This window comes from Massilia alkalitolerans DSM 17462 (genome assembly GCF_000427785.1).
In the GTDB taxonomy this organism is placed as follows: Bacteria; Pseudomonadota; Gammaproteobacteria; order Burkholderiales; family Burkholderiaceae_D; genus Telluria; species Telluria alkalitolerans.
The window spans coordinates 128,863-147,549 of the sequence record NZ_ATYR01000015.1; the positions used below are offsets into that span (position 1 = coordinate 128,863).

The 18,687-nt window shown below is 62.9% G+C and carries 25 protein-coding genes and 1 pseudogene; 12 read left to right on the plus strand and 14 right to left on the minus strand.

Annotation, left to right across the window (positions count from 1 at the left end; all coding sequences use genetic code 11):
• Positions 1–18 precede the first annotated feature (18 nt).
• The 6 genes from YWC_RS0116425 (at position 19) to YWC_RS33570 (ending at position 4,381) form a co-directional block, all read left to right on the plus strand.
• The gene (locus YWC_RS0116425; protein ID WP_027866359.1) at positions 19–498 is read left to right on the plus strand and encodes a hypothetical protein; all 480 of its coding nucleotides are present in this window, start codon (positions 19–21) and stop codon (positions 496–498) included.
• Positions 456–1,517: a hypothetical protein gene (locus YWC_RS0116430; protein ID WP_027866360.1), complete on the plus strand. Its 1,062-nt coding sequence runs from the start codon at positions 456–458 to the stop codon at positions 1,515–1,517. The genes YWC_RS0116425 and YWC_RS0116430 overlap by 43 nt, the downstream gene beginning before the upstream one ends.
• 51 nt (positions 1,518–1,568) lie before the next feature.
• Positions 1,569–2,084 carry a hypothetical protein gene (locus tag YWC_RS0116435; RefSeq protein WP_027866361.1) on the plus strand — a complete coding sequence of 172 codons (516 nt, stop codon included), beginning with the start codon at positions 1,569–1,571 and terminating at the stop codon, positions 2,082–2,084.
• Between the two features lie 29 nt (positions 2,085–2,113).
• Entirely contained in the window at positions 2,114–3,373 is a 1,260-nt protein-coding gene (locus YWC_RS0116440) for a conjugal transfer protein TraW family protein (RefSeq protein WP_156923756.1), read from the plus strand.
• Positions 3,374–3,491: 118 nt separating this feature from the next.
• Positions 3,492–3,953: a hypothetical protein gene (locus tag YWC_RS0116445; RefSeq protein WP_156923758.1), complete on the plus strand. Its 462-nt coding sequence runs from the start codon at positions 3,492–3,494 to the stop codon at positions 3,951–3,953.
• 47 nt (positions 3,954–4,000) lie between these two features.
• Positions 4,001–4,381, plus strand: coding sequence for a hypothetical protein (locus YWC_RS33570; RefSeq protein WP_211238979.1), 381 nt, complete (start codon positions 4,001–4,003; stop codon positions 4,379–4,381).
• Positions 4,382–4,587: 206 nt separating this feature from the next.
• Here the strand turns inward: YWC_RS33570 and YWC_RS31650 are convergent, their stop codons facing one another.
• Genes YWC_RS31650 through YWC_RS0116480 form a run of 5 tightly spaced genes read right to left on the minus strand, consistent with a single transcriptional unit; the run spans position 4,588 to position 8,297 of the window.
• The gene (locus YWC_RS31650; RefSeq protein ID WP_027866365.1) at positions 4,588–5,394 is read right to left on the minus strand and encodes a hypothetical protein; all 807 of its coding nucleotides are present in this window, start codon (positions 5,392–5,394) and stop codon (positions 4,588–4,590) included.
• Entirely contained in the window at positions 5,394–5,696 is a 303-nt protein-coding gene (locus YWC_RS0116465) for a hypothetical protein (protein WP_027866366.1), read from the minus strand. The genes YWC_RS31650 and YWC_RS0116465 overlap by 1 nt, the downstream gene beginning before the upstream one ends.
• Positions 5,680–7,143: a hypothetical protein gene (locus YWC_RS0116470; RefSeq protein ID WP_027866367.1), complete on the minus strand. Its 1,464-nt coding sequence runs from the start codon at positions 7,141–7,143 to the stop codon at positions 5,680–5,682. The genes YWC_RS0116465 and YWC_RS0116470 overlap by 17 nt, the downstream gene beginning before the upstream one ends.
• The gene (locus tag YWC_RS0116475) at positions 7,136–7,684 is read right to left on the minus strand and encodes a bactofilin family protein (RefSeq protein WP_027866368.1); all 549 of its coding nucleotides are present in this window, start codon (positions 7,682–7,684) and stop codon (positions 7,136–7,138) included. The genes YWC_RS0116470 and YWC_RS0116475 overlap by 8 nt, the downstream gene beginning before the upstream one ends.
• Positions 7,685–7,691: 7 nt before the next feature.
• Positions 7,692–8,297, minus strand: a complete 606-nt coding sequence (locus YWC_RS0116480; RefSeq protein ID WP_027866369.1) for a hypothetical protein — start codon at positions 8,295–8,297, stop codon at positions 7,692–7,694.
• 97 nt (positions 8,298–8,394) lie between these two features.
• Here YWC_RS0116480 and YWC_RS0116485 point away from each other — a divergent pair, with 97 nt between their 5' ends.
• A complete protein-coding gene (locus tag YWC_RS0116485; RefSeq protein WP_027866370.1) occupies positions 8,395–8,706 on the plus strand; it encodes a hypothetical protein in 312 nt (103 codons plus the stop codon).
• A 97-nt stretch (positions 8,707–8,803) separates the two neighbouring features.
• On the opposite strand, the gene YWC_RS0116490 is transcribed toward YWC_RS0116485, so the two are convergent.
• The 5 genes from YWC_RS0116490 to YWC_RS29760 all read right to left on the minus strand — a co-directional run bounded on the left by YWC_RS0116490 (position 8,804) and on the right by YWC_RS29760 (position 13,058).
• The gene (locus YWC_RS0116490; RefSeq protein ID WP_027866371.1) at positions 8,804–9,250 is read right to left on the minus strand and encodes a hypothetical protein; all 447 of its coding nucleotides are present in this window, start codon (positions 9,248–9,250) and stop codon (positions 8,804–8,806) included.
• 123 nt (positions 9,251–9,373) lie between these two features.
• Positions 9,374–10,162 (minus strand): hypothetical protein, encoded by a 789-nt coding sequence (locus YWC_RS0116495; RefSeq protein WP_027866372.1) that lies wholly within the window; start codon positions 10,160–10,162, stop codon positions 9,374–9,376.
• 39 nt (positions 10,163–10,201) lie between these two features.
• A complete protein-coding gene (locus YWC_RS0116500; protein WP_027866373.1) occupies positions 10,202–11,542 on the minus strand; it encodes a GNAT family N-acetyltransferase in 1,341 nt (446 codons plus the stop codon).
• A gap of 75 nt (positions 11,543–11,617) precedes the next feature.
• Positions 11,618–12,760, minus strand: a complete 1,143-nt coding sequence (locus YWC_RS0116505; protein ID WP_027866374.1) for a tyrosine-type recombinase/integrase — start codon at positions 12,758–12,760, stop codon at positions 11,618–11,620.
• Complete coding sequence (locus tag YWC_RS29760) at positions 12,753–13,058, minus strand: helix-turn-helix domain-containing protein (protein WP_036214703.1); 306 nt, start codon at positions 13,056–13,058, stop codon at positions 12,753–12,755. The genes YWC_RS0116505 and YWC_RS29760 overlap by 8 nt, the downstream gene beginning before the upstream one ends.
• A gap of 148 nt (positions 13,059–13,206) precedes the next feature.
• On the opposite strand from YWC_RS29760, the gene YWC_RS0116515 reads away from it, so the two are divergent.
• The gene (locus tag YWC_RS0116515) at positions 13,207–13,557 is read left to right on the plus strand and encodes a hypothetical protein (RefSeq protein WP_156923760.1); all 351 of its coding nucleotides are present in this window, start codon (positions 13,207–13,209) and stop codon (positions 13,555–13,557) included.
• Positions 13,558–13,562: 5 nt separating this feature from the next.
• Positions 13,563–14,270, plus strand: a complete 708-nt coding sequence (locus YWC_RS0116520; RefSeq protein WP_027866377.1) for a hypothetical protein — start codon at positions 13,563–13,565, stop codon at positions 14,268–14,270.
• 106 nt (positions 14,271–14,376) lie between these two features.
• Here YWC_RS0116520 and YWC_RS0116525 read toward each other — a convergent pair whose 3' ends face one another.
• Positions 14,377–14,886: a hypothetical protein gene (locus YWC_RS0116525; RefSeq protein ID WP_156923762.1), complete on the minus strand. Its 510-nt coding sequence runs from the start codon at positions 14,884–14,886 to the stop codon at positions 14,377–14,379.
• Positions 14,887–15,189: 303 nt separating this feature from the next.
• Here YWC_RS0116525 and YWC_RS0116530 point away from each other — a divergent pair, with 303 nt between their 5' ends.
• Genes YWC_RS0116530 through YWC_RS0116540 form a run of 3 tightly spaced genes read left to right on the plus strand, consistent with a single transcriptional unit; the run spans position 15,190 to position 16,925 of the window.
• Positions 15,190–15,768 carry a hypothetical protein gene (locus tag YWC_RS0116530; protein WP_027866379.1) on the plus strand — a complete coding sequence of 193 codons (579 nt, stop codon included), beginning with the start codon at positions 15,190–15,192 and terminating at the stop codon, positions 15,766–15,768.
• Positions 15,765–16,409 (plus strand): VRR-NUC domain-containing protein, encoded by a 645-nt coding sequence (locus YWC_RS31655; protein ID WP_084416468.1) that lies wholly within the window; start codon positions 15,765–15,767, stop codon positions 16,407–16,409. Before YWC_RS0116530 ends, YWC_RS31655 begins: the two co-directional genes overlap by 4 nt.
• Before the next feature lie 54 nt (positions 16,410–16,463).
• Positions 16,464–16,925 carry a hypothetical protein gene (locus YWC_RS0116540; protein ID WP_027866380.1) on the plus strand — a complete coding sequence of 154 codons (462 nt, stop codon included), beginning with the start codon at positions 16,464–16,466 and terminating at the stop codon, positions 16,923–16,925.
• A 56-nt stretch (positions 16,926–16,981) separates the two neighbouring features.
• On the opposite strand, the gene YWC_RS31660 is transcribed toward YWC_RS0116540, so the two are convergent.
• From YWC_RS31660 to YWC_RS0116560, 3 genes and pseudogenes are all read right to left on the minus strand, one after another.
• Positions 16,982–17,509 carry a hypothetical protein gene (locus YWC_RS31660; RefSeq protein ID WP_051306515.1) on the minus strand — a complete coding sequence of 176 codons (528 nt, stop codon included), beginning with the start codon at positions 17,507–17,509 and terminating at the stop codon, positions 16,982–16,984.
• Positions 17,510–17,734: 225 nt separating this feature from the next.
• Positions 17,735–18,394: a recombination-associated protein RdgC gene (locus tag YWC_RS29775; protein WP_051306516.1), complete on the minus strand. Its 660-nt coding sequence runs from the start codon at positions 18,392–18,394 to the stop codon at positions 17,735–17,737.
• Between the two features lie 10 nt (positions 18,395–18,404).
• Positions 18,405–18,668: pseudogene (locus tag YWC_RS0116560) on the minus strand (transposase); the annotation flags it as partial.
• Positions 18,669–18,687: the final 19 nt, after the last annotated feature.

Consider the following 18,687-nt stretch of genomic DNA (forward strand, 5'->3'; position numbering starts at 1 on the left):
GCTACAAGGAGAACTGATTTGAACCTGATGGAAGCTATGCTCGCAACCGCCGAGCGAGACGACCTCCCCGAAGACCAGCGCACCACGTACTGGCTCGATGGCGGGATCATCTACGCCGACGAGGTATTCTCGGCCCAGGGCTTCATGCCCTTGCTGGGACGCATGGCCGAGCGCAAACTGATGCGCACGCTGACCACGCCCGAGATCAACTGTGGCTTCTCGTACCTCCCTGATCGTGCCGGCATGTTCGGCGAGTGCTTCATGGCCGCCGTGCCGGCGACCGGCATCCTGGAAGACAGCCTGCGCCTGGCCGCGCTGTGCGAAGCTGCGCGTGATGTCCTGGGCATGGGCATCCCTGGAATCATCGACATCACCCCGGTTTTCAATTACTTCCGCGCTATGTCCCGTGAAGAGCGCAGCAGCCTGAAACAGGCAGAGGATAAGGAACTGAAGCAATGGCCACTGTACCAGCCGCTCCAGCAGCCGCTGACAGCGTAACCGCGGCGCCGGCCGGCGCCAACAAGGCTCAAGCCCTCGTCAAGCAGGTGCTCGAACAGCACTTCCGATCTGCGGCCGACGACTCCAAGGACCGATTCTCGGCAGCCTGGAAGGACGCGAACGTCTCGATCCGGTACCTGAACCACATGAGCCCCTTGATGCTGGGGATCATCCAGCGCCCCGGCACCAACGCCAGTATGGAAGAGCGCAAGGAAGCGCTCAACTTCATGGTTGCCTCGACCGACGCCCTGGCCAAGGTGATGTCGGACGGCCTCGGCGTAAGCCCGGAGGCGCGCGCATACGATCGTGTTGAGCTCAACTCCATGCTGTCGCACATCGTCGGCACCATCTGGGAAAAATCGAATCCTGACAACCAGCAGGCGCGCGTCGACGAGTTCGTCCGCACGGTGGCCTCGGTCTATTCCGACGCCGAGTTCCTCAAGAGCCAGGAGCGTACGGCCGGTCTCATGATGGGCAAGATTGGCTACCTGAAGGTCGATTCGCCCGAGACGATGCAGACCCGCCTGCAGGTGGCGATGCACCAGGCCACGTTGCGCTTCTACGAAGGTGTCGTGGACGACAGGCTGAAGAATCCGAAAGGGCTGTCTTTCACCTACGGGCAGAAGAAGACGGCTATTGTCGCGTCCATGCAATCTGACTTCGCAGAAGCGATGAATGCATTCCTGGTCGACACGACTTTCTCACCCTCGCTGTCGAACGACCAGCGCACTGCCATCATGCAGGTGTGGGTCCGTCATGCATCAGAGATCTACCGCGCCGAGTATGTGGCGAGCACCCAACGAGTGATGGACTGGTTCCGCGCCGGGCAGAGCGTCTCGCAAGAAGAATTCGAGCGCCGTTTTGCGCGTGCGAAGAACACGCTCCCGGACGTGCTTCTCAAGGCGAGAAGCATCACTGTTGAGACGCTGTCGGATCTCGTCCAGGTCGCCGGCTTCGATGGCGTAGCAGCGCCAACCGAGACGGACGAGCCTCAGCCGGGTACCGGGAATGGGCAGTAGCGCGAGAAATGTTTCCATGCGACACTTATGCATTCCCTTTGAAGGCTTGAAATGAAACGCCGCTTTTTTTTACCTACCGTTGTTCTGTTTTATGCCTATAGTACGTCTGTAGGTGCAGCCGGCACGTGCAACGAGTTCCGCACTGACATGCAGGCGATCCAGCAGCAGGTACGCCAGATCGAGATGGACCGGTCGACGTCCGTGCTCGACTCCGTCCAGCAGGCGTCCCAGACCGTGAAGACGAGCTGCCTGGACCAGCTGTCCGGTCTGGACATGACTTCGTTCGGATTGACGCCTGGTGCCGCGTCCATGATCACCAAGCTCGCGAACCAGGCATGCCAGAAGCTCTCCCAGCAGCTGGCCCAGAAAATGAACGATGTCCGCCAGAAGGCGCTCAACGGCGTGAACAGCGCCCTCGACGGTACTGGGCTCAACACGAGCCCATGGGCAGGCTCAGGAGGGATTCAGCCGTCCACGAGCATGTCGAGCGAGCCTTCCGTCGCAAAATCCGCCACCGGATACGTGGCCGATGCGTGGGACAAGCTCAAGAACTTCCTCTTGCCGTAAGGTCTGCAATGCGATTTAAGAAAACTCTCTTGGCCGCAGCGGTGCTCGCGGCCGTAAGCGCTACTCCAACCTTCGCCATGGGCGATTCTGCGGTACTCGCGCCGCTCATCAATGCGACAACCGCCGCAGTGAACGGCACGACCGCTGCCGTGACGAGCGGTTTCGGTACCATCATGCAGTCCTTGATGCGCATCGAAAACCTGCTGTCTGCAAACTCGGCCAAGGTTGCCAACCAGGTCGCCGAGTCGAGCCAGAACGTGGTTGAGCGCAACGTCGATATCGAGCGCAGCAGACAAACGGTCGAGCTCGAGCGCCGCACCAGGATGCCACTTGATCCGTGCGCGAATGCGTCTCGTGGCCTGGCTGACCCCAACTTCGATCAGATCAATCCAGGCTTCCGTGGGGCAAACGGCGCTGCTTTCGGGCCGCGCGGTATGAGTTCCAGCTTCCGTCCCAAGACTGGGTCGCCTTCCTTGGACAAGGCGGTCGACATCGCCCGCAACGAGGTGGCGGCGCCGCCACCTGAAGTGCAGGCAGTCATGGCGCAGCGCGGCGCATGCGAAGCCTATGCAAGTGGATCGGTTCGTGCAAAGGCCTGTACCTGGGCTGGTTCGACGCCTAAGGTGTCTAGCGGCTTGCCCGATGCAGACATTCGCGCCTCGACCATCTTCGACGGTGCCCAAAGCGCAGCCAACCAGGGCAAGGTCTCGCTGACCTTCAACGAGAAGCAACTCGCGGCCGCGGCCGCCTATGTACGCAATATCTCGGTCCCCGTGCAACTGCGTGACCTGACCGAGATCGAGGCGCAGACCGATGAAGGTCGTCGCTACCTGGCGCTGCGCGACAGCTTCCAGGCGCGCGTTGACCTGGCTATGCGGCCAGTCGAGGAGTGGACGAGCAACCGCACGCCGTATGCGGCTACGATCCCGATCCTCAAAGCCATGAAGGAAGGCGGCGGCGCGGCATCTCGGTACCTGGCCCAGCACCTGCCAAAAGCGGCGCCCGAGTGGGAGTCGAAAGGCGTTTCGCTTCACCACCTGCAATACATCGACTCGGCGCGCCGCTACGAAAACCCCGAGTGGCTGAAAGAGATCGGGGCCGCCGACGAAGTGACGCTGCAGCGCGAGCAACTCCTGATCTCGGCGCAAATGGCCAGCCTCCTGTCGAAGAACCTGTTGGCCACCGAGAAGGCAAACGCGTTGCTCGGCGCGGTCTACCAGGCTTCGCTCAACAAGGACTTCATGCCCGAGCTGGCGGCGCAGCACAAGCGCGCAACGTCGACACGCTAAGCCGGCGCGGGCACTACGCCCGCGCTTACTTGGCATCGCGCCGAGCAACCACGTTTCGGCCGGCGTGATTGAATCATTCCTTGCCCAGGTGGGCGTCGACAGTTTTAAGGGAGTGACAATGAACCAGCAGAAAGCCGAACAGGCAGTGTACCTGGATGCTTATTCGACAGTGAGCGGTTCGCTCGAAATCGAGCCAACCTACGCGAAAATCACGGCCGGCGACATCTTCATGGCGCAGATTAAGCGCTTGCATGCGCTGTGCCAGAAGGAGCAACTCAACGAAGTACGCTTGTCGTATGCCCCTGACATGTGGGGGCCGGTCGGCGTCGAGGATTCCATGCGCGGGGAGTGTCCCGAGCTTGTGGTAACCCAGTCGTCCTTCTGGTTCGCCGATCGCGGCCGCCATCAAGAAGGGCACGTCGAGACCCGGAGCGTGAGCATTCTCCACCTCACGCAAGCCTTGGCCAGCGCGACTGGCCCGATCTTTCTTTGCAATGATCCCGCCGCGCTGGAAAATTTCATCGCTGAAGAGGAACAAGACGACGAAGAAGAGGACGGCATGTTCGAGGCCTTCCGATAGTCCGATCGTGGCGGCGCAGTTCCGTAGCAAAAACCGTTCAAGAGAGCATGGATAACAACCCACATTATGATCCCGCCAACCTGATCGACACGCTGCGCCGCATCATGGGCGTGCAGCACGACAGCCACCTGGCGGAGCGCCTTGGTGTACAGCCTCCCCAGATCTGTAAGATACGCAAGAGGATCATCCCTGTATCGTCGTCGCTCCTGATCAACCTCCACGAGGAGACAGGGCTTAGCTTTTCCGTGCTGCGCGGTCTTATGGGGGACTTCCGCACGAGCACCGCGCCTTCGGCCGAGCATCCAGCGATCCCGCCCAGGGCGCGTCTTCTCGAGGTGGAGCACGTGCTCGAGACCAAGCACCCGCGCATGCTGCGTAATCCGAGGGCTGTAGCAGGGCAGGAGAGCCGTCCAGGTGGCGCGGGCTGACAAGATCTACGCTTCGCCACGGCAGCGCTTCTCAACCGCCGAGTTGAAGCGGATCGGCTTCAGGTATGAGCAGAGCAGCGGCAGCATGTTGGTAAAGCGCAGCGCCGGCCGCGTGGTGGTTGCGACAGCATCGTCCCTTGATGGCCAGGTATGGAGGGTGAAGCCGTACGTGCGCAACTGGCGCTGACAGGCAGCGCCAGCGCAGTCTAAGGTGTCAGGACCAGCACGCGCCGATCTGTCTCTGCCATGCCTTTTGCCGCATCGGTACCCATCAGGAGCTCACCGTTGGGCAACGAGGTGCCGTTTTTGATCCTGCGGCCGTTCTGCATCACGATCCCATCCGGGAGGATCTCCCGAATTCCCAGCTTCTCGCCGCTCGCGATGTCGGTCGGCTTGCTTCCCGCGGCCTTGCTCAGGCCTACTTGGGCGTGCACCTGCTCCGCAGGCTGCGGTGCGCTCACGGGCTCTTGCGGCTTCGACCTGGTGTTCTCTTGCGGCGCCGGCGGCAGAGCTGCAGCTGGCTGCGCCTTTACAGGCTTCGACGGCTCCGGGACCTTTACGGGCTTGGGCGGTTCCTGCACCTTGACGGCCGATGCCGGCGCGCGAGGTGCCGGGGAAGGTTCAGCGGCGCGCGGCGCCAGCTTCTGCTTGGGCGCTGGTACCGCGGCCGCCAGGGCAGTCGGCACGGGCGAGCTGGTCGGCGGTGGCGGTTCCACCGCCTTCACTGGCGCTGGGCGTGGTGCTGGCGCCGGCACGTCGCTTGCTGGGACCAGTGGCGCGGGCACGGGCCGGTGGGAAAGTGCTTCGGTCTGATACGAGGCGAGGGCGACGCGTGGCGGGGCCGTGCTCTGGCGGTACGCGATCGCGCCCAGCACGGCGCCGGCCGTAAGCGCACTGGCGACGCCGCCGAGTAACAGGGCGGCACGGTAGCGGGTGTGCATCCAGCGACGGTCTTCGGGTACGTAGCGCTCGCCCAGCGCTTTTTCAGCCCAGTAGAGATCTACTTGAGCCATTACTCGGGCAGCTTGGATTTCTGTTCTGCGAACATCGTGACCGCGGAAAGCGGCCACATAAGGCGCCCGCTCCTGCGCTTGGCCACTGGCAGGCCGGCTGGCGGCTCCTGCAGGTGTCGCTCAGCCCGCTCCTCGGCCGACAGGGAATTCAACCAGGAATAGTTGCGCAGGGTGGCCTCGGACAAGCCCATCAGCGCGGCGGCAGCCGGTGTGCTGATGAGCTCGTCCACCGCGGCCACGGTAGTCCCGCCCGGCAGCGGCGGGGAACTGCCGGGCGAGGGCTTTTTAGCGACTGCCGGCATTGTTACTACCGCCACGAATGGCTTTTTGGAGTGCTTTGTCACGCGTCACGCCTGCGCGAGCTGGAATCGCGGCGGCCGCGGCCGATGGGGGGGGCGTGTACGTTGGCTTGCGCGCAGAATGTTGTTCCTCGACTGGCGGCGAAGCATCCAATGGCGAGGACGCTGCTAGGAATGGGACGGGGGCGTCCGGAACTAGCGGGAGCTGCGGGAGCGAGGACGTGTAGCAGCTGGTCTGTGCGCGCCAAAAGAGCTGTACAAGAGCACCGGGCAACTGGCGTGAGTAGTGCAGGATTGCAGACTCCTCCTGCTTCTGGTTGACCATTAGGGCACTCATTCGCGCAGCATGGTCGATCAGACGGCTCAATGCGTTTTGCAGATCCTTCGCAGGTTCGACCACGCGCATTTCCACCGCGGCATTATGCTGCACCAGCACTTCGGACAACCTGTTCCTGGTGCTGAGCATCGCATTGTGCCACGCTGCAACGATTGCGCGGGACGCGAGTGTTGTGGAATCGCGCGGCGCCGCTTCGTCGAGCAGCCGCAGGAAAGGCTCAACGTCGCGCTCGGCTTGGTGAAGCATGTCGAACAAACGATGCGCTTCATCGATGTGTGGCGGCAGGTTGGACCTGGCCTGTTCGTTGGCCGCCGCGACAGAAGCTTGGGTTAGCGTGCGATCGAACTCTTCCCGTGCGGCGATCTCGTCCGCGGCGGCGCGCGCAGCCGCAGCCTCCGCCTCGCGCTGGCGATCCAAACGTGCGGTCACTTCGCGCTCGATGTCGCGCTCTCGCTCGGCGGCCTGTTCCTGCTCAATGTCGCGCGCGCGCTCGGCCTCTCGGCTGCTGGAGCTCTCGGGGGCCATGCGCTGCTGGGTAGCGACGCGGTCACGGCGGCGCAGAAGCACCAGTGCGATCAAGGACAGTCCTGCAACGCCGGCGCCGAAATAGGCGGGCCAACTTGAACTACCCTGCTGCTGCAGGTTCGGCGCAACGAAGGTGGCTTGCGGCGGTTGGGTTTGCGTGGCCACCGGCATGAGAACGGCCGCCTGAATCTGTGCTGGAGCACCAGGTTGAGCAGCAGCGATATCCGGTGCATTGACCATTTGCGCGGGCGCGGGCGCTGGCGCGGCCACGGCTTCTGGGCGTACCTGGGCCGACGCGAGCATGATGCGCGCCGGAGCCGGTGCCGTGGTGCTGGCCACATGCATTGCCGCAGCCGGCACTGCCATCGCGAGCTGGACGGGCGCCTGGGTATCGGCGACCACGACCGGCAGCTGCGCAGTATTGGCGCCGGCAGCGATCGCGGTGAGGGGCGACTTCAAGACGCCGCCGTAGGGCACCATCCGAGGCTCGCTTCCGTGCGAGCAAGCCGAGAACGACGCCAACATGGTCAAGGCTGCAATATTGATTGCAGCGCGCGACGGGGCCGGCATGGCGCGCATGTTACGCATGGTCCGCTTCCGAGCGCGGGATCATTTGGCCGCGCACGCCACGGTTCGGGGTAGCGACGCTGAACGTGTCATAGATGCAGTCGCCGATGACCTTGGAGCCGACGCCCAGGTGCAAGTCGCCAACGTTGACGGTGGTAGGGTGGCCCTGCACGCCGATATCGCCCTCATTCCAGAGCGAGGCGGCATGGATATTGCCCTGTACGACACCACCTTGCATCACGAGCACGCGGCCAGCGCACTCGACGTTGCCCATGACTTTCCCTCGGATGACCAGGCTCTTGTTGCCGCCGATGCGGATCGTGCCTTCGATGACGTCCTCGGTGCCGATTGCCATGCTGATATCCAGGGTCTCGCACAGGGCCTCGGCAGTGGCGCCGTTGGCCACGTATTCGCTCAGGGACGATTCGTTCATCGTTTCGCTAAGATTCGGCTGGCCCGCGCTCGGTTGGACGAAGGCTGGCGCCGCCGGCGGGTTCTTGTGCAGGTGCGGCGTGTCGAGGGACGGCATGGCGCCGAGGCTCAGGTCGGACGAGGTGGTCATTGCGGTTTTACTCCTGGTTGGGTGGGAACAGATTGAGATCGGCCTGGAACAAGATGGTCTGGCGATCAGTAATTCGGGTTGCGGTAAAGCTACGGCGCATGGGGTCCACGGCATCGAGTCGATACTGACCGTCCGGGAAAAGGGCGCCGACAGCGACTGGCACTGCTTGCTGCCCGAGGCGGCAGAGCACCGAACTCTCGGTGGTGCTCGAGACCAGGCATGGTGCCGACACAGCGACGGCAGCGGTATCGGGCTCGTTGCGTGTCAGCTGCATCGCCACAATCGCGCCGACTGCGACAGCCAAGCCACATGCAGCACCAATGGCGAGGCTGCGCACCGTGGCGCGCTTGAGCATTTCCTTGGCCAGTAGGCGATACTCGTCCGGCTGAACCCGGACAATGGCGACGCGCGTGATTTCGTAGGAGCCGTCCGCGCGAACGTGAAGCCCGTTGGGTGGGCCAGGTGGGAGCTTCGTCGCCCCTTCGTACCGGTCGGCGATGACCAGCGGCGTCTTTATCTTCAGCCCCTCTTTCGGCAGCGTGAGCGCAGCGATCTGCGCGTCGGTCATGCGATCGAGGCGTCGGACGATGTCGTGTAGTTGGTCTCGCTGCATGAAGAGCCGTGCTTTGGTGTTGTTTCGTTTTATAGCTAAGTTGCAGAACAAGAGTCTAATGATATATCATTAGGTTGTCCAGAGGAACTATTGCCCCATGTCCACAAATCAGAACAAAACCCCGGTCGATTATTTCGAGTACAACAACGGCGGGAGAAGCCCGTTTATCGTGCTGGAGCACCGTCAAGGCCGGCTGCCGATCAAGCGCACCGTTGTGACAGCGGCTGGCGCCGTCGAGATCACCGGTGCCGACGGCGCAGTCGAAGTGCTCGGGTCAAACGAGTACCCGTGCAGCGTGACTGTCCTGGAGCGCATTCGCACGCACCACGAAGGACTGCTACTGGTCGACGTTGATCCATCGCGAATCGACGGCGTGCGGGAGCACGTGCTCAGCGCGCGGTTTGCTTAGGCCGGACCTGCTACCGTCCCCCGAATAGAAAACGGGCCAAGGATTGCTCCTTCGGCCCGTTTTCTATTGGTGAGCGCGAGCTGCGCCCGCTACTGTTTTACGGTCGTGGCGCTGGCGAGTCAGCCGGGGCGACGGCGCGGCCGGTGAGCACCGCCAAGTGGTAGATCGCATCGTTTTCGGCGGTCGCATGCGGGAATTCGCCGCTGTCATGCATCATGCCGGCCACCATCCCGACCAGGTCGCCGATGTTGTTCAGGTCAGGGCAAGCGCCTTTGATCGGCACGACCAGCACCGGCCGCACGCCGTGATCGAACGAGATCGAGACGCTGGCCGCGGATACGTCCTTGTCCTGGGTGAGGGTGTGCAGGTACTGGTTGAAGTCGGAACCAGGGTCATTCAGCGAGAGGCCAGTGATGTTCTCCTCCGGGTCGTAGAGGAACCGCTTTGTCTCCGGAGCTGCACCAGGGGTGCGCTGCGCGCCGGCGCGCACGACCGCGAAGTCGACGCAGGTGATGTTAGGAGGGGTTTCGGGGATGGAGAACATGGCTTTGGCGGTTGTGGCGTTTGGAATGAAGCGATTATAGGGCAGTACGCATTGGTGCGATGGCGTGGTTGCAGTGGCGCCGGCCAGCGCCACTGCGCGCCGGGCCGCCGGCGCCGCCGTTGATCAGGCTCGAGGTGCGTCGTCGCCGGCCTCGTCTTCCGGAGCATCAGCGATCTGCAGGCGCGCCACAAAGAGACTCCGGATCTGGTCGTAAAGCTGCATCGCCTCGGCCACTTGCTCTGGCGGGATCTTCGCTCCGTGGACGGTGAAGGGTGCGACCGCATCCCAGATCTTGCGATCGTACTCGTCGAAGTCGCGGACCGGGTTCCCCCGTTCGTCAGAGCACACCATGTCGACCACGTCTGGCGTAGCTAGTACTCGGAGAACAGCGAGGCGTTCGGCGGCGTCAGCGAGGTGAGCGAAGATCGGATTGTCGCAGAGTGCCGCCTCGATCAGGCCGACGTCCGGCTCAGCAGCGTAGCCGTCGTAACCGTAGTGCACCACGTCGGCGATCCAGGTGTCGTCGCCACTTTTCTCCCATGACTGGCGCGCGCCGACCATGCCATTGATCAGATACTGGCGCTCGTCCTCGGACAGAAACGACACGCGTTCACGCGCATGCTGGCGCAGCACAGTGGAGACGGCCAGGTCCACCGCCCGACGTGCCTCAAGTGAGTCGGCCAGGGACGGCGACAGCAGCTGCCATACGGCGTCGGCCGGCGAGGCTGCGTGGGTGACGGCAATCGACTTGATGAGGGTCGTTTCGTCATCAATCGGCGTGAGCATGCCCTCGTTGCGGCCAATTTCGATTGCTTGCTCGAAGCCGGCGCGCATGGTGGAGGTGTCGAGATCGGGGCCTGCTGCGTCGACGGCGATGATGAAGTGGGTCGGCGGGTTTGTTGCGTTGGTCATTGTCGTGTGTGGTCGTGGTGATAACAAGGTTGGTAGCGCCTACATGCCGGGCGCCGGCGCCGGGTCATCGTCGGACGGGGAGGTCTCGGCCGGCGGCGGCGCCAGCAGATGGGTGAACTGCGGCGCGAGCTGGCGGATCCGGTCGGCGCACAGCATCTCGAGTACGTACTGGTAGGCGCTGGCCTGTGCGCGATGCCAGATCACGGCGTCTTCCGCATCCATCCCGAAGGGCGAGTCGAGGTGATCGGCGCGCGTGGCCTGCGCAAGGTACTTTTCGATGATGCCCAGGCCGCTGACGACACCGCACTGACCGAACAGGAGATCGGCGATCGCGCGATCCTGCGCATCCCGGCTCGCGCCCGCGGCCGGCGCCGGGCCGAATTCGCTCAGCATGTCGCGGATGTACCCGCTCGATACCATTTCCAGGCTGTGCGTGTAGGCGGCGAACGACGCCTGGTGATGGATGTTGGCCTGGGCCGGCGTGAGGGGAAACGGGGCGTCGTTTGGCGTTGCCTTCTTCGCGATTTCCAGCTGGTGCTCAACCAGCGCGATCCCAGGCAGGAGCCCGTGGGGCCCGGTCAGTGCGTCGCGAAGAACCTGGTGGTCTGTGCGGGGCATGGCCGCGGGTGCCGGCGCCGTAGTCGCCGCTGCGCTGCGAGCAGGGGAGTTGGTCATTCTCGATCCTTCGGGTAGTTGAAACAATGCGGTGATACTAGGCGGGAGCTCGATGCGTGGTTGCACCAGCGACCTGGAAGAGCGCGTCGGCCCTCGACCCTCGGGCCAGTGCACCACGACACCGGCGGCCGCAAGGATCTCCTCGCATCGCGCCTTTACGGCTTCTCGATGGGCGCGGTAGGTGACGTACAGGCGTGGCGCGCGGCACGCGGTCTCGCGATCGAACACAGGCGCGCGCAGCAGCGCCAGGCGGGATGCGATCGCCCGCGCGCCGAGGTTGTGCGCCTCGGTCTGGACGTTGACGAATTCCAGATCCGGGGCGCCGGCGACGCACTGCTGGTAGGCCAGGGCGCTGAGAATCGTGGCCAGGCCCTTTCCGCTGGCCTCGGGACGCACCCCGTAGGAGATGTTGCAGCCCAGGCCGCCCGTCTGCTTGCTCCGGACGGTACCGGCCCAGGCAGCTGCGACGACCTGGTCACCACGGCATGCGGTCACGCAGTAAGGGGCTTGGTGAATTCTCCAGTCCAGTAGCGGCATGATCTGGCCCACCGTGCGGCCGCACAAGTCGGTATAGCGCTCGATGTCGCCTGCGAGCATGTCGCGCACCCGCGCCAGGGCAAAGCCTTGGCCTTCGGCGTAGAGATCTAGATCGTGGTGGCGCCCGATGTGGACGGGAGAAGGGGATAGAAACTGGTCGAGGTACATGGCGATCGCACTGGTGGACAGGCGATCATGGTGCCGGAGTGCGCCGGGCGTGGTTGCGCCCGGCGTCGGGGTGTTTTACTTCGAGCCGACGTCGACCAGCGCCTGCTTGAGGCGAGAGACCGACTTGGCCTTATATCGGCGGGTGGTGGTGATGGAGCCGTGGCGCGCGATCTCCTGCCCGAGCGTGATGTCGCCCGTGGCGTCGACGATCATCGTGACTTGGGTATGTCGGGCGCAGTGCGAGGCAAAGCTGTTGAGGCGGCTAACCGCGGCCGGGTTATCGGACGCCTCAGCGATCTGGGCGGCGCGCGTGAGCAGCTTCTTGATCGCGCGATTGATGGTCTCGGGGTGGACATTGCGCATCGGGCCGCGCACCGGCAGGACCAGCGGGGTCCGGTCCTTGTCACCAGTGGGAAGTGCGGGCAGTCCTCTGGCCAGGCGATACTCGCGCATCCCATCCATGAATTGATCGGCCAAGGGCACGGTATTGACGGTGCCGCCTTTACCGACGATTTCGATCATCCAGGTCGGCTCGCCGTCCTCGTCGTTGTCCTGGTGGACGTCGCCGGCGACGGCAGCTGCCAGCTCGTGCCGGCGCAGGGCGGCCCAAAGCAGTGCGGTCCACACCCATTTTTGCTGGTGATACTCAAGGATCTGCCCCTCGCGCTTGAGTTCGTCCAGCGCCTCATCGACATAGCCGCGCTCCTTGGCCGTCAGCGCCTTCTTGCGCGGGGAGGCCTTGCTCATCACCGAGGAGACCTTGAAGCGATTGAAGGGGTTACGCTCGATCGTGTAGCCGTCCTCCAGTGTCATCTCGATGAGGTCGGCGTACATCGCCTTGAGTGCACTGATCGCCCGGTCGACACTGGCGCTGGCCAGCGGCGTTGCCCTGAAGGGTGGCCTCTCCAGGCCCGCGCGCTTGAGCACGGCTTGCGGAATTGCGTGGTCCTTTGGCCCGGCCAGGAACTGGGCGTAGGCCGCGGCGTCGAGGGAGCTCGCCTTATCCAGCCATCGGGTGAATGGCTGCCCTGCCTTGCACCACATCAGCCAGGCCAGCCAGCGCCGCGCCTCGAAGCCGAACGCGCGCCGCGTGTGCTCGGAATTGCGCTTGGAGGCTACCCAGGCGACGATGGCCTTGAGGTCGTCGATCGTCACGCCAGGTGCCAGGGCCACCGCACTTGACGAAGGCTCCAGCAGTACAAGTTCACCGTCACGCATTCGTTTCTCCTATTGCTTCGTCTGGTGCCGGCGCTTCGCCGATGAGTTCGTGCACGGTGCAGCCCAGGACGTTCAGCATGCCGCTGACGACGTCCATGTTCACCCTGGAGCTCTTGTTGTCGATGATGCGCAGTAGCTGCGCGTCAGATATTTCCACCCCGGCATCCAGCAGCAGCCGGCGCAGTGCCGCGGCTGATCGAATCGAGCGGCTGGCCATGACTTCTCGGACGCGCAGCACGATTCGGCGCGGCTGGCGGGAGAGGTGAGCAGGGGAGGCTTCAAGGGACTGGACATGCATCCAGTCATTGTAGAGCTACCGAGCACTGGGTGCAAAAAAATTGCATTAAATGAAGGTCGAGTTCCCGGCCGGCGCCAACAGGTTGGGGTTGCAACCACGCCCCGTGGGTTTCCAGATAATCGCCGCAACTACATATCTGGAGAGCTCGATGTCCCAAATTAAACCGCGCACCTTTGGTCACACTGCCGCTGCACTGATCGAATTCGATTCCACCGCTGCGGCGCGCGCCGCAGCCTGGGACTCGGCGCAGACCAACGAAGACGTCTATGCCGCTGAGCAGGCAGACCATGATGCCCTGGGCAAGGTACAGGTGGCGTTTCACAAGGATACGGCTGACATCAACAGCCTGTCGAATTGCATGCGGGTCGACCTGGCGTTTATGCGCCGGATGGCGGCCAACTCGGTGCCAGGCATGGCCGCAAGCCCGGACCAGGAACTGGCTGCCCATGAGGAGCCTGACGACGCCGACGACTCCGACAGCGCGCCGGCTCCCCGGTAAGCACAATGGGTGAGAAGCTTCTCAGGAAGGCCAAGGACGTGGCCAAGACGCGCAAGCGCACCGGCCACGCCGCGACGCATACGGCGGCGCTGAAGCAGCTTGCGGCCGAGAACGGTTATGAAGACTGGGCGGACTATGCCAAGGCGCTTGCCGCGCAGCCTGATCCAGCTCCGCAGCTTCGCGTGCGCCTCGTCTCGCCCAGTGGCGAGGCGCGGGAAGTAACCAGCACACTCCGCCATGTGCTCACCTTCCACGATCTCGACGAACAACAGTGGCGCGAGGCCACGCCAGAAGAGCGAGTAAGCCTTGTGCTGGAGCGTGCGCTGTCGATGCGGCGCACGAAGGGTGACATGACGCCCTACACCGCGGAGCTGGTCGAATCGAACGTCCCGTCGGTAGTCGTGCGTGGACAGAGCGTGGCGCGCCCGCATGACCAGGTGCCGGGCGCATCTGGTGAGCCCGACTTCGTGGTCGTGCTTGAAAGCCGGGAGTCGGGGCGCAAGGAAACGGTAGGCGTGCAGCTCGCGGATCTGCTCGAGTTCCACGGTATTGACCATGCCGAGTGGGAGTCCAGCACCCAGGACGAGCAGGAGCTGCTGGTTGAGGAAGTCGCGCTCTGGGGCAAGCGCAGCGCCGGCGACCTCACAAGCTATTTTTCGGAGGTCGTCGCGGGATTCGGAGAGGAAGGGGAGTCGGGCGCCGCTCCCAGATAGCGTCGGTGCGCGATCGGGCTGGCGAGACGCCGCTTTGTGATTCCAGAAAATGCAGTGAGATGCCGTCGGCTACGTGCGAGGCACCTGAATGCATTTTCCGGCCTTCTTAGAACGCTTGAATAATCAAATCCGAGAGCCAGGGCTTTCCTGAGAAATGAGAAACGGCCGCAATTACAAGTAACGCACTTGCAGCTGGAATAAGAATGGCACGCGCAATAGCCGACTTTCCATCGTTTAACAAACATTGAAAAGAGATGAAAATGAAGGCAAAGCCAATTGTAAACGTCGCCCAGAAAAAGACGTCGTCTCCAAAATCAGAATACTTCTTCCCAAAAAGAAGGGAAATGTTGACGAGGACGTAGACCGCTAGGAAAAAGAACGAATAAATAAATGAGAGTTGTGGGGAGTCAGGTTTGTCATTATCCTTTTCGCTCATGAACACGCCGCGCCCACCATAAAGCGCAGCGATGACAGCAGAGCAGTTAGCAAAATAGTTCTTTAAATCAGTAATATCAAGCCTGTCGCGAATGCCAAAGTAGATAGGCGCCAACATCAGAATATAGAAGATCCCGATAGCCACATCGACGCGGCGCACTGAATTATTATTGTCGCTCAAAAATATGTCCCCGAAAAAATTGAATTATAAGCGCTTGTAAGTGTGCGCGATCGTGTTCGACCCTTTGCTGGACAACAAAATTGTGGCATTAACTGCCTGTTACATCGGCAGCGACGACTTCCGCGGTGGAAAGTAAAGGCGCATCCCACCGCTGCTCTGGCGCCTGATTTAGACCGTCTCGGACGATCTTTTCAAGGTTGAGCGCCTTGGCCTTCTCGCGCGCAGTTGGTTGTGAGAAATGACTGCTGTGCTATAACATGGTAACGATACGCAACAAGGTCTCGCAGCGATCTCCCATCCTTTATGAAAATTGAAACCCTAGCTTCCTTCGACGCCGCGCTCGATGCGCACATGTCGTCGCTCTTCGGGCGCGACAATGCCTGGCGCGGCACCTGTCACCGAGCGGCGAAGGTTGCAGCTGCCGCGCTTCGTGCGATTTATCCGGGCGAGGACGTACAGGCCATCCGTGTAGAGCTACTGGCTTATATGGAGCACGGCACGCGGTTCGCGCATATCGGATGGCGCGGCGACGAGCGAGCAATCCAGGGGCAGTACCCCATGCACTGGGCCGTCCGCATCGGTGATGACCTCTACGACCCCTGCTTCTGGCAGCTGCACGCGTTTTCAACGCCACTGCGGCTGCCCAGCACGCCATTCTTCTTCGCAGAAGGCTGGTTCGAGTTTGCCAGGAGTGGCCGTGGCACCGACGCGGCCGGCGTGACCTGGGTGGTCGACGGCGGCGCGCCCGCGCTCAACATCGGCTATCTGGTCTGCGATGAGGCGTTGCCGGATGATGTCGTCTCGTCCCTGATGACGGACGATCAGGCCCGGCTCCACGCGAAACTGGTGCGGGCGGCCTACGCCCTGAAGGCGGCGGTATGAGCCGCGGCGGACTTCGTTTCGGTGAGGCCGACTTCGAGCAGCTAGTGGCGCGCACCCGAGGTGTGGCCACGAGCATCGGCGGCCCGGCGCCGGCGGGGGCGCGGATGATCGCACCAACACCGGTACCAGCGCCAGCGGCAGTCGACGCTCCGCCTGCGGCGCCAGCGCGGCCGGCAAAGGCGCCCAAGGCCCGCCCGGCGGGGCCGCCGAAGATCAGCGAGGACGACCTGCAGATCAGCTGCTTCGAATGGATCGAGCTGATGCGCCCGTCCCATCCGATCCTGGAGTGGATCATCCACGTACCGAACGGGGGCAAGCGGCCGCGTGGCGCCGCCGGCAAGCTCAAGGCTATGGGCGTGAAGCCGGGTGTGCTGGACATCCTGCTGCCGCTGCCGTACAACGGGTGGTCTGGCCTTGCCATAGAGCTCAAGGTCGGCTCGAACAAGACCACGGAGCAGCAGGACGACTGGTTGGAGGTGCTGCAGGCCTCTGGCTACTACACGGCCGTGTGCTATACCCTTGAGGCTTTCATGGACCACGTGAGCCGGTTCCTGACTGCTGCGGCGCAGGCGCCTAGCGCTGATGTCGGGATCCGCCAGGCGGCGTACCTTAGCGCCAGGCGCTCGCGAGCGCAGGACTAGCAATAGAGTAGGGCGGCGGCACGCCGCCAATGTTTTCCTCAGGAGTGAAAGTAAATGAGCACGAGTGGCAAAGCACCAACGATCGAAGTTCTTCTGGACGGCCGATGGCAGCCCCTGCTGCACGCCGATATGGTTCCGGTAGGGGATTGCCGGATCGGACCGGATTCACCACAGGATCTGGTTGCGTCCGCGTGGCTGAATCTGCATATCGACGATAACGCCGATTACGATGAAGCCACCCGCGTGCAGGTGATCACGCCGTATTACATCAACCAGGAGGAAGATCCTGTACTGCTGATTACGCGCGACGGCGTCCTGGTCGAGCAGCCAATGGAGGTCGGAAAGCCCATCGTGGTCGACCTGTTTCTGCCTCACGCACTCCTACCGCGCGGATGGGCGGAGCGTGTCCTGGCGCTGGGGCATGATACCTTCCCCGAATTCATGGAGTGGTGGGAGCCGCTGTACGACGATGATGACGTGGCGCCGGTGATGGCCTGGTCCACGAAGGCAGCATAGCGGAAACTGGCAAGCGGAAGTGGCCGGGAGCCTGGCCACGTCGCCAGCGCACTCGGTCAGGTGATGGCGAGCTTGTCGATGATTTTCGGGAGGTAGACGATCGCCGCGTACACTGCCAGGAACATCAGGGCCTTTTGCCAGAAGCGGTGAAGGGCACCCACAGCGAACAGGCCGATAAAGTATCCGATCGCGATCCCGTCGGTGTCTCCCATCCATTTGTAGCCTAGAATCGCGCCGCTGAGGGTACCACCGAAGAGCATCGTGGCATTCACCATGTCGGTCAACCATCCAGTGATTCGCCGACGCAGCCCGGCGCTGTTGATCGGTTTTCCGCCCAGCTGTCTCAGCGCGGCGTCCCCCTGCTCGGAAAAGCCCTTCAGGTCGTCGATCACAAAGCCCTCTTCGTGGACGATCGAGTTTCGCATCGTGGCGATGTAGCGCAGGCTCTTCACGAGCTGCAGGGGCAGCTTGTCCTCGACGCTGGATACTTTTTCATGGAGCCCTTTCCCGGTGGCCAGGTACTTCGTTTCAAGCAGGGATTCGAGGCGGCGGGAGAGGGTGACTGCGGTGTCGATCTGGCTCATATGATTGCTTCGGCTGGCGCGAGGGAGGTCTTGGAGGTCCTGCGATGTGCTGCGGCCTGGGCGAGCTGGCGAGGTTGCTCGGCTCGCGCCACGATCTCAAGCATCCCTCGGTCCTGTTCTTCAGGATACTAAAGAAAAGTTCCCTCTGGCAACAATACGCCGTTGGTGCTGCGGGTGAGGGCGGCGATGTCGAACCAGCGCCGTGACCACCCAGTACGCCTGGGATCAGGCTTTCGCTTCGCCGCCCAGCTCCTCTACCAGATCGGCCAGTAGCTGGGCCATCTCGGCGGTCATCATCATCATCTCGCTGTCGAAGCGTTCCAGGCCATCGCGCGCAGCGCTCTCGCCTTCCTTCATTACGTCGAGTGGCTTGATCGACTTCAGGGCCAGGGCCTCGGTCAGGACGAAGCTGATCTTGTCGCGCCAGGTCATGGCCAGGCGCGTGCATTGCTTGCCGGCGGCGATATGGCGGCGGATATCGTCCGGCTCCAGCGTGTGCTTCACGTAGCGCACGGCCGCGCGGCTCTCGCCGGTGGCGCGCAGCTCGGTGTCCTGGTCAATCGTGAAGCCATGCGGGGCTTCGTCCGCTTCCAGCCAGCCAGTCATCACGGCCACTGGCGAGCGCTGCACGCGCAGCGACTCGAGCGGCATGCGGTCCACGGCCTTCAGGAGCATCTTGATCACGTCGTCGGCTTTCGTGGGGCTGGCCGCATCCACCACCATCCAGCCGTTGACCGGGTCGATCCAGGTGTGGACGACGCTGTTGATGCTGAAGGCGCGCGGCAGGAGCTCGTCCGCCACCCGCTCCCTCAGTTCCTTCATGGCCTTCTTCCCTGGCGTGTAGCCCTGCTGCTCCTCGATCTCTGCAGCCTTGGCCTTGGCCACCTGGTTAACAACAGAAGTTGGCCGCGGCCTTTTTCAATATGTCACGCTCCTCCGTGACGCGCTTGAGTTCGGCCTTCAGGCGCCGCATCTCGTCGGACTGGGCATCGACGGCCTTGCGCTCGGCCTCGGGCACGCCATAGCGCTTCCTCCAGGCGTACAGGCTATGGATGCTTACCCCGAGCCGAGCCGCAACTTCGCTCGCCGGGTGACCGCCCTGCGCCACCTGCTTGACCGCTGCGATCTTGAATTCCTCTGTGTACCGCTTCCCACTCATATCTTCTCCTTGTGCCCGA

Coding starts and splice junctions, on each gene's coding strand:
- YWC_RS0116490 (WP_027866371.1), bottom strand. CDS start 9,250: ATGTTCTCCATCCCCGAAACCCCTCCTAACATCACCTGCGTCGACTTC.
- YWC_RS0116505 (WP_027866374.1), bottom strand. CDS start 12,760: ATGCGTGACGGTGAACTTGTACTGCTGGAGCCTTCGTCAAGTGCGGTG.
- YWC_RS0116430 (WP_027866360.1), top strand. CDS start 456: ATGGCCACTGTACCAGCCGCTCCAGCAGCCGCTGACAGCGTAACCGCG.
- YWC_RS0116445 (WP_156923758.1), top strand. CDS start 3,492: ATGAACCAGCAGAAAGCCGAACAGGCAGTGTACCTGGATGCTTATTCG.
- YWC_RS0116480 (WP_027866369.1), bottom strand. CDS start 8,297: ATGCAGCGAGACCAACTACACGACATCGTCCGACGCCTCGATCGCATG.
- YWC_RS29760 (WP_036214703.1), bottom strand. CDS start 13,058: ATGCATGTCCAGTCCCTTGAAGCCTCCCCTGCTCACCTCTCCCGCCAG.
- YWC_RS0116435 (WP_027866361.1), top strand. CDS start 1,569: ATGAAACGCCGCTTTTTTTTACCTACCGTTGTTCTGTTTTATGCCTAT.
- YWC_RS31650 (WP_027866365.1), bottom strand. CDS start 5,394: ATGGCTCAAGTAGATCTCTACTGGGCTGAAAAAGCGCTGGGCGAGCGC.
- YWC_RS0116465 (WP_027866366.1), bottom strand. CDS start 5,696: ATGCCGGCAGTCGCTAAAAAGCCCTCGCCCGGCAGTTCCCCGCCGCTG.
- YWC_RS0116500 (WP_027866373.1), bottom strand. CDS start 11,542: ATGTACCTCGACCAGTTTCTATCCCCTTCTCCCGTCCACATCGGGCGC.
- YWC_RS0116520 (WP_027866377.1), top strand. CDS start 13,563: ATGGGTGAGAAGCTTCTCAGGAAGGCCAAGGACGTGGCCAAGACGCGC.
- YWC_RS31660 (WP_051306515.1), bottom strand. CDS start 17,509: ATGAGCCAGATCGACACCGCAGTCACCCTCTCCCGCCGCCTCGAATCC.
- YWC_RS0116495 (WP_027866372.1), bottom strand. CDS start 10,162: ATGACCAACGCAACAAACCCGCCGACCCACTTCATCATCGCCGTCGAC.
- YWC_RS0116530 (WP_027866379.1), top strand. CDS start 15,190: ATGAAAATTGAAACCCTAGCTTCCTTCGACGCCGCGCTCGATGCGCAC.
- YWC_RS33570 (WP_211238979.1), top strand. CDS start 4,001: ATGGATAACAACCCACATTATGATCCCGCCAACCTGATCGACACGCTG.
- YWC_RS0116515 (WP_156923760.1), top strand. CDS start 13,207: ATGTCCCAAATTAAACCGCGCACCTTTGGTCACACTGCCGCTGCACTG.
- YWC_RS31655 (WP_084416468.1), top strand. CDS start 15,765: ATGAGCCGCGGCGGACTTCGTTTCGGTGAGGCCGACTTCGAGCAGCTA.
- YWC_RS0116470 (WP_027866367.1), bottom strand. CDS start 7,143: ATGCGTAACATGCGCGCCATGCCGGCCCCGTCGCGCGCTGCAATCAAT.
- YWC_RS0116485 (WP_027866370.1), top strand. CDS start 8,395: ATGTCCACAAATCAGAACAAAACCCCGGTCGATTATTTCGAGTACAAC.
- YWC_RS0116475 (WP_027866368.1), bottom strand. CDS start 7,684: ATGACCACCTCGTCCGACCTGAGCCTCGGCGCCATGCCGTCCCTCGAC.
- YWC_RS0116540 (WP_027866380.1), top strand. CDS start 16,464: ATGAGCACGAGTGGCAAAGCACCAACGATCGAAGTTCTTCTGGACGGC.